The sequence below is a fragment of the Burkholderia sp. 9120 genome, from assembly GCF_000745015.1.
Taxonomy (GTDB): domain Bacteria; phylum Pseudomonadota; class Gammaproteobacteria; order Burkholderiales; family Burkholderiaceae; genus Paraburkholderia.
This window is the reverse complement of record NZ_JQNA01000002.1, coordinates 4,178,279-4,190,458: the sequence shown is the minus strand read 5'-3', so window position 1 is coordinate 4,190,458 and position 12,180 is coordinate 4,178,279. Positions and strand designations below refer to the sequence as shown.

At 64.2% G+C, this 12,180-nt stretch carries 11 protein-coding genes; 6 read left to right on the top strand and 5 right to left on the bottom strand.

Going from position 1 to position 12,180, the window contains the following annotated elements:
- Positions 1-78: 78 nt before the first annotated feature.
- The 5 genes from FA94_RS26885 to FA94_RS26865 all read right to left on the bottom strand — a co-directional run bounded on the left by FA94_RS26885 (position 79) and on the right by FA94_RS26865 (position 6,144).
- Positions 79-1,077, bottom strand: a complete 999-nt coding sequence (locus FA94_RS26885; protein WP_035556987.1) for a GlxA family transcriptional regulator — start codon at positions 1,075-1,077, stop codon at positions 79-81.
- Positions 1,078-1,084: 7 nt separating this feature from the next.
- Complete coding sequence (gene choW / locus FA94_RS26880) at positions 1,085-1,987, bottom strand: choline ABC transporter permease subunit (RefSeq protein WP_035556986.1); 903 nt, start codon at positions 1,985-1,987, stop codon at positions 1,085-1,087.
- Positions 1,980-3,158: a quaternary amine ABC transporter ATP-binding protein gene (locus FA94_RS26875; RefSeq protein WP_035556985.1), complete on the bottom strand. Its 1,179-nt coding sequence runs from the start codon at positions 3,156-3,158 to the stop codon at positions 1,980-1,982. Before FA94_RS26875 ends, choW begins: the two co-directional genes overlap by 8 nt.
- Before the next feature lie 404 nt (positions 3,159-3,562).
- Positions 3,563-4,858 (bottom strand): MFS transporter, encoded by a 1,296-nt coding sequence (locus tag FA94_RS26870; protein WP_035556983.1) that lies wholly within the window; start codon positions 4,856-4,858, stop codon positions 3,563-3,565.
- A gap of 176 nt (positions 4,859-5,034) precedes the next feature.
- A complete protein-coding gene (locus FA94_RS26865; protein ID WP_035556981.1) occupies positions 5,035-6,144 on the bottom strand; it encodes a tartrate dehydrogenase in 1,110 nt (369 codons plus the stop codon).
- Positions 6,145-6,265: 121 nt separating this feature from the next.
- Between FA94_RS26865 and FA94_RS26860 the strand changes: the two genes are divergently transcribed.
- The 6 genes from FA94_RS26860 to FA94_RS26835 all read left to right on the top strand — a co-directional run bounded on the left by FA94_RS26860 (position 6,266) and on the right by FA94_RS26835 (position 12,142).
- A complete protein-coding gene (locus FA94_RS26860) occupies positions 6,266-7,186 on the top strand; it encodes a LysR family transcriptional regulator (protein ID WP_035556979.1) in 921 nt (306 codons plus the stop codon).
- A gap of 530 nt (positions 7,187-7,716) precedes the next feature.
- Positions 7,717-8,763, top strand: a complete 1,047-nt coding sequence (locus FA94_RS26855) for a porin (protein WP_035556977.1) — start codon at positions 7,717-7,719, stop codon at positions 8,761-8,763.
- Positions 8,764-8,826: 63 nt separating this feature from the next.
- Positions 8,827-9,690, top strand: a complete 864-nt coding sequence (locus tag FA94_RS26850) for a branched-chain amino acid ABC transporter permease (RefSeq protein ID WP_408307168.1) — start codon at positions 8,827-8,829, stop codon at positions 9,688-9,690.
- Positions 9,687-10,691 (top strand): branched-chain amino acid ABC transporter permease, encoded by a 1,005-nt coding sequence (locus FA94_RS26845; RefSeq protein ID WP_035556973.1) that lies wholly within the window; start codon positions 9,687-9,689, stop codon positions 10,689-10,691. The genes FA94_RS26850 and FA94_RS26845 overlap by 4 nt, the downstream gene beginning before the upstream one ends.
- The gene (locus tag FA94_RS26840) at positions 10,684-11,448 is read left to right on the top strand and encodes an ABC transporter ATP-binding protein (protein ID WP_035563132.1); all 765 of its coding nucleotides are present in this window, start codon (positions 10,684-10,686) and stop codon (positions 11,446-11,448) included. The genes FA94_RS26845 and FA94_RS26840 overlap by 8 nt, the downstream gene beginning before the upstream one ends.
- Positions 11,435-12,142: an ABC transporter ATP-binding protein gene (locus tag FA94_RS26835; RefSeq protein WP_035556971.1), complete on the top strand. Its 708-nt coding sequence runs from the start codon at positions 11,435-11,437 to the stop codon at positions 12,140-12,142. Before FA94_RS26840 ends, FA94_RS26835 begins: the two co-directional genes overlap by 14 nt.
- The last annotated feature ends 38 nt before the right edge of the window (positions 12,143-12,180 follow it).

Genomic DNA, 12,180 nt, shown 5'->3' with positions numbered 1-12,180 from the left:
GACTGGTTTTATTAAACGGATTCTGTCAGTGAGACTTTTTTAAGCCGACTATTCACGCCGACGCTTTACGCCGACCATTTACGCCGACAAGCGCCGCTCGACACTCGGCGCATGCCCGAACTGGGCGCGATACGCCTTGCTGAAATGGCACGGCGAATGAAACCCGCACACCGTGGTGACACGTCCAATCGACGCATCCGTATTACGCAGCAACTCACGCGCGCGACGCAGGCGCAGTGTCAGGTAGTAATGCGTGGGCGACACGCTCAGGAACATCTTGAACATCCGCTGCAAATGACGTTGCGAGAGATGCACGAGCCGCGCGAGTTCATCGAGCGAGAGCGGCTCTTCGATGTTCGCTTCCATCAGCCGCACCACTTCGATCAATTCCGCGCGCGAAAAGCCGACCCGCGCGTCGACGGGAATGTGCTGATAGTCGGTCGAGCCACGAATCCGCTCGACGATAAACTGCTCGGACACTTGCGCCGCCACCGCGTGGCCCAGCCGCATGCCGACGAGGTTCAGCATCAGATCGAGCGGCGCGGTGCCGCCGGTGCAGGTCATCCGGTCGCGGTCAATCACGAACAGTTCGTCGGCGAAACGCACGTGCGGGTAACGCTTGTTCAGCGGCGACATGTCCTCCCAATGCACGGTGGCGCGATAACCGTCGAGCAGTCCCGCCGCCAGCAGCGCATACGGTCCGGTGCAGATGCCGCCGAGCGGAATACCTTTGGCAGCCACGTCGCGCAGTAACGCGATCACCGTCTCGTCCACGTAATCGCGCACGTGCCAGCCGGCGCACACGAACAGCACATCCGGCAGGCCGGCTTCGGCCAGCGTCGTGGTGGGCTTCACCGTAATGCCGTTGCTGGCGCGCGCCGGTTCGCCGTCCGGCGTGATCACCGACCAGCGGTAGTGCTCCGCTCGGCCGACGTAATTGGCCATGCGCAGCACCTCGACCGCGCTGGTGAACGCGATCATCGAAAAGTTCGGCAGCGTCAGAAAGCCGACGTGCGCCAGCCCGGACAACGGCGAATCGGCCGGGGCGTCAACCGGTGTGATCGCGTCGCGCTTCATCGGCGGCTCAGCCGTGTTGCGCCGCCGGCTCGCGGCGCACTTTCATGAGACCGCGCAAGCCCGACAGCAGCGGAGCGCGCGCCATGCCCGGTGCACGGCCGAAGCTTTCGGTAATACGGTCCAGAATGATCGCGAGCATCACCACGGAAAGTCCACTTTCGAAACCGAGCCCGATGTCGAGCCGTTGAATACTCGCCAGCACGTCGTTGCCGAGCCCGCCCGCGCCCACCATCGACGCGATGATCACCATGGAGAGCGCCATCATGATGGTCTGGTTCACGCCGGTCATGATCGACGGCAGCGCGTTCGGAAACTGCACCTTGTAGAGCAGTTGCCACGGCGTGCAGCCGAACGCCTGCCCTGCTTCGACGATTTCGCGGTTCACGTGCTTGATGCCGAGCGACGTGAGTCGCACCGCCGGCGGCATCGCGAAGATCACGGTGGAGATGATGCCCGGCACGCGACCCAGGCCGAACAGCATCGCGGCCGGAATCAGGTAGACGAACGCCGGCATGGTCTGCATCAGATCGAGCACCGGGCGCACGATCGTCTCGACCGTGCGGCTCTTCGCCGTCCAGATGCCGAGCGGTATGCCGAGCAGCAGGCTGATCAGGGTCGACGACAGGGTGAGGCCGAGCGTGATCACCATCTGATCCCAGAAGCCGGTGCTGTAGATCAGCAACAGCGCCAGCAGCGTGAACGTCGCGAAACGCCAGCCCACGCGCCACAACCCGATGCCCACGAAAAACGCCATCAGCGCCCACATCGGCACGGCCTGCAGGCCATGTTCAACCAGCGCGGCAAAGCTCTCGATCACCTTGCCGATGGAATCAAAAGTTGCCGCGTCGTGGTCGAGCAGGTAGTGGACGCCGTGATCGACCCAGGCGCCAAGTGGAATGACTTCAGACATGGGAACCTCGATGACGCGTGAGAACGTTCAGCACGTTCGTCTTGTTGACCGAACCGCAGTAGGAGCCGTCCGCTTCGACGACCGGCAGCGGCGCGCGGCTCGCCACCACGCGTTCGACCACGTCGTCGAGCGGCGTGGTGCGGCGGATGCATTCGATGTGATTGAGTTGCGGCGACGCGCTGCCCATCGCATCGCGGCACACGAAGCCGCGAAACTTGCGCTCGCCGTCGAGCACGAACGCGTAGTCGGCGCTGCCGTTCAGCGTCGCGGCCACGCTCGACGCGTCGATCGGCTGCGAGTGCTGCATCAGCGGCACGGCGTCGGTCTGCATCAGGTCGCCGGCGGTCAGATAGCGGCTGGTGTCGATGCCTTCGAAGAACGCCCGCACGTAGTCGTCGGCCGGGTTGGTGATGATTTCCTGCGGCGTGCCGACCTGCACGACCTTGCCGCCTTCCATGATCGCGATGCGCGTGCCGATGCGCATCGCCTCTTCCAGATCGTGCGAGACGAACAGGATGGTGCGCTGCTGCTCGCGCTGCAGATCGAGCAGTACGTTCTGCATTTCCTTGCGCTTGAGCGGATCGAGCGCGGAGAACGCCTCGTCCATGATCATCAGCGACGGGTTGACCGCCAGCGCGCGCGCCAGACCCACGCGCTGCTGCATGCCGCCGGACAGTTGCGCGGGCAACTTCTCCGCGAACGGCGCGAGGCCGACCTGCTCCAGCACGGTCATGGCGCGCTGTTCGCGCTCCTTGCGGCTCACGCCCGCCACTTCGAGGCCGAACGCCGCATTGGACAGCACGGTGCGCTGCGGCATCAGCGCGAAGGACTGGAACACCATGCTCATGTCCTTGCGGCGCAGCGCCGTCAATTCGGCGCGCGGCACGGCGGCCACGTCGCGGCCGTCGATCAGCACCTTGCCGGCGCTCGGTTCGACGAGCCGGTTGATCAGGCGGATCAGCGTCGACTTGCCGGAGCCGGACAGGCCCATCAGCACGAAGATCTCGCCTTCCTTGACCTCGAACGACACGTTATGAACACCGACGATCTGACCGGTTTGCGCGAACACGTCCTCTTTCGTCGCGCCGCCGGCCAGCATGTTGAGTGCCTGTTTCGGGTTGGTGCCGAACACCTTGCACAGCCCTTCGACCACGACCTTGGGGGAATTCATTGAACGCTCTCCTCTCCTGTTGCTGCGGTGGCGGACGTGCGTCCGCGCTGTGCATACATAGTTGCCAGAAAAAAGTACGCGTTGCCGACTATTTGCGACAGGCACATGTGGAAATACGACACCTGTGTCGCACGGGAGTCGGCGGCGGATGGCCGGAGGCTTGCTGGATAAGGGTTTGACGGGAGTCGGGAGGGATGAGGCAGCGTGTCGCGCCAGAGCAAGTGGCGACGAATTACGCGAAAAAAACGCAGCGCTGAGCCGGCACGGCCGGGTTGCGGCGGTGCAACAAGCGTGCCGCAAGACGGCGATTGCGGCCGCGGCGGCGCGTAAGGAAAACGCGAAATATCAGGAATGCACGGACGACCCCGCATGCAGCAGCCGGCCGCCTCGCGCGAATTGAACGATCACTGCGGCGCGTGCGCCGCCCGAAACCCGCGCCTTCCCACCATCAACGCAAGCAACGCCGACACCGCGAGACTCGCCGCCACCACATACAAGCCCGCCGCATAACCACCCGTCACGCTTTTCAACCAGCCGATCGCGAACGGCCCGACAAAGCCGCCCAGATTCCCGATCGAGTTGATCATCGCGATACCGGCGGCCGCGCCCGCACCGGACAGAAACGTGCTCGGCATCGCCCACAACGGCGCCTTCGCCGCGCTGATCCCGACATTCACGAGCACCAGCGCCAGCACGACCGCCACCGCCGTATCCGCGACGCCGGCCCACGCCAGCCCGATGGCCGCCACCACGCACGGAATCACCACGTGCCACGTGCGCTCGCCGCGCCGGTCGGAATGCCGCGCCCACCAGACCATGCCGAGCACGGCCAGCACACTCGGAATCGCGTTCAACGCCCCCGTACCCAGCGCACTGAACCCAAACTGGCGGATGATCAACGGCGCCCACAAACCAAGCGTGTACAACCCGGCCGACGTGCCGAAATAAATCATCGCCATGATCCACACACGGCCGTCGCGCAATGCGGCGAGCGCACCCGCCGCGTGGCCGGCCTGCGATTCGCGGCCCATGCGCTCATCGCGCAGCGTGGCGATGAGCCAGGCTTTTTCATCGTCGGCGAGCCAGGTGGCTTTGTCCGGCGAATCGGTGAGCGCTTTCAGCACCACGAAGCCGAGCACGACCGCGGGAATCGCTTCGATGATGAACAGCCACTGCCAGTCCCTCAGGCCCAGCAACGCGGGCATCTGCATGATCGCGCCGGAAATCGGCGAACCGATCGCCGTCGACAACGGCGCGGCCGCCATGAACGCGGCCGCGGCCACCGCACGCTGGCGGGCCGGAAACCACTGGCTCAGATAGAGAATGATGCCGGGAAAGAAACCGGCTTCGGCGACGCCGAGCAGAAAGCGCAGCGTATAGAACGAAGTCGGGCCGCTCACGAACGCCGACGCCGCCGACACCAGCCCCCACGTCACCATCACACGGGCAATCCACAACCGTGCGCCGACCTTGTTCAGAATCAGATTCGACGGCACTTCGCACAGAAAGTAGCCGAGAAAGAAGATGCCGCCGCCGAGGCCGAACATGGTCGGTGTGAGGCCGAGGTCGTGGTTCATCGTGATCGCCGCAAAGCCGACGTTCACGCGGTCGAGAAAGCTCACAAAGTACAGCAGCATCACGAAAGGCAAAATGCGCCAGGTGAGCTTGCGAACCACACGGGCTTGCAATTCGGTGTTCATGTCTCTGTCTCCGCTCTATCTCTGCAGGGTGCAGCGAGATCGCCCGTGACGGGGTGCGCCCGGGCGTTATGTTCTCGTCTTGCGCGCTCGGAGCGCGCGATGCTTCGGGTGCTTCGGGTGCCTCATGTGCTTCGGGTGCTTCATGTGCCTCAGGTGCTGTGGATGCCGCCGGTGTTTCAGGCCGCTTTAGCGTCGGTGGCCGCCGTTCCACCTGCCGCTTCCGACGCCAGCAACGCACACACCGCATCCGTCACCTGCGCCGTGGTCGCGCTGCCGCCCAGGTCGCCGGTATGCAGCGACGGATCCGCCGTGATGCGTTCGATCGCGGCCATCAGCTGGCGCGCGGCGGCGTCTTCGCCGAGATGCTCGAGCATCATCACCGCCGACCAGAACGTGCCGACCGGATTGGCGAGCCCTTTGCCCATGATGTCGAACGCGGAGCCGTGAATCGGCTCGAACATCGACGGATAACGCCGCTCGGGATCGAGATTGGCCGTCGGCGCAATGCCGAGGCTGCCGGCCAGCGCGGCGGCGAGATCGCTCAGAATGTCCGCTTGCAGATTGGTCGCGACGATCGTGTCGAGCGTGGCGGGCCGGTTGACCATGCGCGCGGTGGCCGCGTCGACCAGTTCCTTGTCCCAGCGCACGTCGGGAAACTCCTGCGAGATCTGCAACGCGATCTCGTCCCACATGACCATGGCGTGACGCTGCGCATTGCTCTTGGTGATCACCGTCAGCAGCTTGCGCGGCCGCGACTGCGCGAGTTTGAACGCGAACCGCAGAATCCGTTCGACGCCGGCACGCGTCATCATCGAAACATCGGTCGCGACTTCGATCGGATGCCCCTGATGCGCGCGGCCACCGACGCCCGCGTACTCGCCTTCCGAATTCTCGCGGACGATCACCCAGTCGAGATCCTGCGGCGCGCAGCGTTTCAACGGCCCGTCGATGCCGGGCAGGATCCGCGTCGGACGCACGTTCGCGTATTGATCGAAGCCCTGGCAGATCTTCAGGCGCAAACCCCACAGCGTGATGTGATCGGGAATGTGCGGATCGCCCGCCGAACCGAACAGGATCGCGTCCTTGTCGCGCAGCGCGTCGAGCCCGTCGGCCGGCATCATCACGCCATGCTCGCGGTAGTAGTCGCCGCCCCAGTCGAAACTCTCGAACGCGAAGCCGAACGTGTCGCTGCGCGCGGCTATCGCTTCGAGCACGCGCTGTCCCGCAGGTACGACTTCCTTGCCGATGCCGTCGCCGGGAATGGTTGCGATGCGATAGGTTTTCATGGGCGTCTCCGTGTCCGTCTGTTGTGAAGGTATGAGTGGCATCGTAGATCGGCAACGGTCCTTGCAAACGCTGCTAGACTCAAAGCATCCTTAACTTCAGGTTAACAATGGGCCGCTGCGTATGACCGCCTCGATACAACCCGACGACCTCGCCTTCTTCTCCACGCTGGCCGCCAGCGGCAGCCTGACCGCGGCGGCGCGCGAACTCGGCCTGAGTACGGCGGCCGTCAGCAAGCATCTGGCGCAGATGGAAACGCGCGCGGGCGTCTCGCTGGTGAACCGCACCACGCGGCGCATGAGCCTCACGCCCGAAGGCGAGCTGTACCTGACCCGCGCGCGCCGCATTCTCAGCGAAATGGACGATCTCGCGCAGTTGCTCGGCGGCTCGCAGGCGGCGCCCAAAGGCCTGCTGCGCGTGAACGCGACACTCGGTTTCGGCCGCAGCCATGTCGCGCCGCTGATCTCCCGTTTCGTGCGGCGCTTTCCGCAAGTGGACGTGCAGTTGCAACTCTCGGTCGACCCGCCGCCCATCAGCGAAGACGCGTTCGACGTCTGCGTGCGTTTCGGCGAACCACCCGACGCGCGCGTGATTGCGCGCAAGGTGGCGCGCAATCGTCGCCTGCTGTGCGCGTCGCCCGCGTATCTGGCCGAGCGGCGCGCGCCGCGCAGCCCGGCCGAATTGGCGCAGCACAACTGCATCGGCATCCGTCAGGGCGACGACGGCTACGGCTTATGGCGGCTCACTAGCGGACGCGGCGCGACGGAGAAAACCGAAACGGTGCGAGTGCGCGGCAACCTCACCACCAACGACGGCGAAATCGCCGTGAAGTGGGCGCTCGACGGCCAGGGCATCCTGATGCGCGCGGAGTGGGATATCGCGGACTATCTCGCCGACGGCCGACTCGTTCACGTGCTGCCCGACTACCGCACGCCCGGCGCGGATATCTACGCGGTGTACCCGCAGCAGTTGCAGATGACGGCGCGCGTCAAGGCGTTCGTCGACATGCTGGTCGAGACGCTCGGGGCGCGCGAGGCGAAGTGAACGGCTTCCGCGCGGAGCCAGCCACAGTTCTGCAATGCAGAACTTCCAGAACACTCGTACGTGCGCTGATTCAAACTGGGTAAATTCGCTTAAACCATTATTCACAAAGTGTTACAAGGAAAATCAAGCGCTCCCTACGCGCCAGGTGTTTTCCCTATTTAGGCCTGCATTGCAGTCCAACCAGCAATTTCCCTCGTTGACACAGTGCGAACGGTCGTGCGAAATTGCGCCTGCATCCTGCACGGAAACACGTAGTCGGTGAGCCCCCCGCCACGCCGGCCCGCACGACGGAGCCAGCGCCACGACGTCAGGCAAGCTCACCCGCAGCGCTTACCAGCCACGCCGATATTTCGCATCCCTGATCAGCCTGCGAGGGCTCGCTGTCGCCTGTTGAAAACGCTTCGCGCCGCAGATCGCCTGCACTTTGCAACACAAGCATTACTTCGCCAGTTCACTCGATTCCAAAAACCAGGGAGACACGAAGCATGCCGGCAAGCCATCGCAATCGAGTTGGAGTCATTCTCGGATTCATGAGTGCATGTGCGCTGGGTTCGATCCAGTGCGCGCATGCGCAGAGCAGCGTCACGTTGTACGGCATCGTCGACGGTTCACTGATGTACACCAGCAAAACGCTCAACGCGGCGACCGGCCAAAGCGCCGGTCATCAGTATTCGTTCACCGACAGCGGCCTGTCCGGTTCGCGCTTCGGCATGCGCGGCACGGAAGATCTGGGCGGCAACACCCGCGCGATTTTCGAAATCGAAAGCGGTATCAGCGTCGCGAACGGCTCGCTCAACAATTCGAACGGCAACGAGTTCGGCCGCCAGGCGTGGGTTGGCGTGGACGGCGGCTTCGGCACGATCAAGGCCGGCCTGCAGTTCTCGCCGTTCTTTCTCGCGGTGTACGACTTCGACCCGCGACAGATGTCGTATTTCGGCAGCGGCCTGGTGACGTATCTGAACAACGTGTACGTGACCGGCTTGTTCAATCCGAATGCGGTGTCGTACACGTCGCCGGAAATTGCCGGTTTGCAGGCCAGCGCGATGATGGCGTTGGGCGGCGCCGCCGGCGACTTCCAGGCGGGCCGGCAGTACTCGGCGAGTCTGCGCTATCACCTCGGCTCGCTCGCCGTCGACGCCGCGTTGTATAGCGGCAATGCGGGCGGCAGCGCCGCGTCGATCGCGATTCCCAGCGTGGTCGAGTTCAACGGCCGCGCGCTCGGCGCGAGTTACACGTTCAACAATCTGATCGTCAAGGCGTCGTACGTGCAGTACAAGGTCGCCGGCTCGTTCAACGATCGCGTGTATTCGGGCGGCGCCAGTTATCACATCACGCCGGCGCTCAATATCGACGCCGGCGTGTACGTCACGCGCGACGCCAACAGCTCATCGAACAATTCGATCCTGGCCTCGACCGGGCTTGAATATTCGTTATCCAAAGCGACCGCGGTGTACGGCCAGGTCGGCTTCGTCACCAATCACGGCGCGATGCACACCGGCATTTCCGTCAACAACGCGTTGAACGAAGCGACGGGCACCACGGCCGGCGTGAACGTGGGCATCCGCCATATGTTCTAGCGTCGACAGCACGACAAGGAGCGGGTGCGCGGACAACAATGGTCGGAGGGTTCAAGCGTGGATATGTTTCTGCAGCAGGTCCTCAACGGGCTGACGCTCGGCGGCATTTATAGCCTCGTCGCACTCGGTCTCACGCTGGTGTACGGCATTCTCGCGGTGCCGAATTTCGCGCACGGCGCGTTCTACATGGTGGGCGCGTTCGTGTCGTTCTATCTGATGAGCCGGTTCGGCCTGAACTACTGGCTCGCCATGCTCGGCGCCGGCCTCGCGACCGCGGCGCTCGCGATCCTCGCCGAGCGGCTGGTGTTCCACCCGCTGCGGCGATCCTCCGAATTGCATCCGATGATCGCCGCCATCGGCTTGATGCTGTTTCTCGAAGCGGGTGCGCAGGCGCTCTGGGGTGCGGATTTTCATCGTATGGCCACGCCCTACGCGGGCATCGTCGACCTGGGCGGCGTCAGCGCGCCGCTGCAACGGCTGCTGATTATCGGCGCGGCGTTCGCGCTGGTGGTGCTGCTGCAACTCTTCCTCAGATACACGGTGATCGGCTCGAGCATCATCGCGATGGCGCAGGATCGCGACGGCGCGTCGCTGATGGGCATCGACGCCAACAAGGTCACCATGCTGACCTTCGGCATTTCCGGCTTGCTGGCCGCGGTCGCCGCCACGCTCTACGCGCCGATCAACCTCGTCTACCCGGCCATGGGCCAACTGGTGATCCTGAAGGCCTTCGTGATCATCATTCTCGGCGGCATGGGCAGCGTGCCGGGCGCGATCGTCGGCGGGCTGATCATCGGCATGGCGGAGAGCTTCGGCGCCTTCTATATCTCGACCGACTACAAGGACATCATCGCTTTCGTGCTGCTGGTGGTGATTCTGTCGGTTCGCCCTCAAGGGCTCTTCGCCAGGGAGCTGCGCGCATCATGAAACGATTCGACGGCAAGCTCGGGTGGACGCTGCTGTTCGCGCTCGGCCTGGTGTTTCCATTTCTCGCCAGCAACGATTACCTGCTCACCGTGATGTCCACCGCGTACATCTTCGCGCTGGCCACGGTCGGGCTGAATCTGATCACCGGCTATACCGGGCAGTTCAATCTCGCGCACGGCAGTTTCATGGCGGTGGGCGCGTACACGGTCGGCATTCTGACGGTCGATCACCAGGTGCCGTTCTGGCTCGCGTTCGTTGCATCGGGTGTCGTGACGGGCGGGCTCGGCGTGCTGGTGGGACTCGTGTCGCTGCGATTGCGCGGCCACTATTTCTCGATCTTCACGCTGTGCGTCGGCTACATCATGTTTCTCGTCATCGAGAAGTGGGACAGCGTTACGCATGGTGTGGGCGACATTATCGGCATTCCGGCGCCGTCGGGTTTCGGCCTCGTGTCGTTTGAAAATCCGCGTGCGCTCTACTACCTCGTGTTCGCGTTTCTGGTGCTCGGCGTGTGGCTGATGCATCGCATCGTCAATTCGCTGCTCGGCCGCACATTCATGGCGATCCGTAATAGCGACGGCCTCGCGCAGTCGCTCGGTATCAACCTGATGCGCAACAAGGTGCTGGCCTTCGTGCTGTCGGTGGTCTATGCCGGCTTCGCGGGCGGTCTGTATGCGGGCTCGGTGCGCTTTCTCGGACCGGACCTGGCCGGCGTCGACCAGACCTTCGACATGACCATGTACATGCTGGTGGGCGGCATCGGCACGCTCGCCGGTCCGCTGCTCGGCGCGCTCGCCATTCCGTGGCTCACGCAGTACCTGCAATTTCTGCAGGAATATCGCTTCGTGGTGTTCGGCCCGATCCTGATCCTGCTGGTGATCTTTCTGCCCAACGGGTTCGTCGGTTTATATCAGGCGATGCGAGCGCGGCGCGCGGCGCCTTCGCAGGGCACGCGCTCGCGGCGTCAATCGCAGCCCGCGCGAGGTGATCGCCATGCTTGAAATCGACGCGCTCAGCAAACGCTTCGGCGGCCTCGTCGCGGTCGACAACATCAGCACGCACCTCGAAGCCGGCAAGATCAACGCGATCATCGGACCGAACGGCGCGGGCAAGACCACCTTCTTCAACCTGATCAGCGGCACGCATCTGCCGAGCTCGGGCCGCATTCTTTTCAAGGGCGAGGACGTGACGAAGCTCGGCGCCGACCGCATGGCGCGCCTGGGCGTGGCGCGCACGTTCCAGTCCACCGCGCTGTTCGATCGGGCCAGCGTGCTCGACAACCTGATCGTCGGCCATCGCTTGCGCACCCGCTCCGGACTCTGGGACGTGCTCACGCAGTCGAAGCGGCTGAAGCGCGAAGAACGCCTCTGCCGCGACAAGGCGCGCGAGGCGCTCGACTTCGTCGGCTTATCCACGCTGGCCGACCAGCTCGCCGGCGGCATCTCGCAGGAAGAACGCAAACGCGCGGCCATCGCACTCGCGCTCGCCACCGAACCGAGCCTGATGCTGCTCGACGAACCCGCAGGCGGCGTCAATCCCGAAGAGACCGAAGGCCTGGCCGACCTGATCCGCAAACTGGTCAAACACGGCGTGACGGTGTGCCTCGTCGAACACAAGATGAACATGATCATGAAGCTCGCGGATCGCATCATGGTGCTGAACTACGGCAAGAAAATCGCCGAAGGCACGCCCGCCGAGATTCGCTCGAACCCGGCTGTGATCGATGCTTACCTGGGGAGCGAGCATGCTGAAGTTTGACAACGTCGCGCTCGACTACGGCAGCTTCCGCGCGCTGGACGGCATCACGCTGCACGCGGACGACGGCGAACTCGTGGTGCTGCTCGGCGCCAACGGCGCGGGCAAAAGTTCGATCTTTCTCGCGACCAGCGGATTGCGCCGTGCCGCGAGCGGCAGCCTGCGCTTCGGCCAGCGCGAGCTGTTCGGCATGACGCCCGCGCAGATCGTGCGCACCGGCGTGATTCAGTGCCCCGAAGGCCGCAAGCTGTTCCCCGGCATGTCGGTGCTGAAGAACCTCACGCTCGGCGCGTACGTGCATCGCGGCGACAAGGCCGGCAACCAGCGCAATCTAGACCAGGTGTTCGCGTTGTTCCCGCTGCTCGCCGAACGCAAGGACCACGCGGCCGGCGCGCTGTCCGGCGGTCAGCAGCAGATGGTCGCGATCGGCCGCGCGATGATGGCGCGGCCCAAGGTGCTGCTGCTCGACGAACCGTCGCTCGGTCTCGCGCCGCTGGTGGTCAGGCAGGTATTCGACGTGATCCAGCAGATCAACCGCGCGGGCACCACCGTGCTGCTCGCCGAACAGAACGCGTTCGCCGCGCTGAAGATCGCGCACCGCGCGTATGTGATCGAGAACGGGCGCATCGTGCTCGAAGGCGATCCGGCGAGTCTGATGAACAACGAAGCGATCCGGCGCGCGTACGTCGGCGGCTGAATCCGCGATTTTCAACGATTCGAGGCATGGCCTCGCGC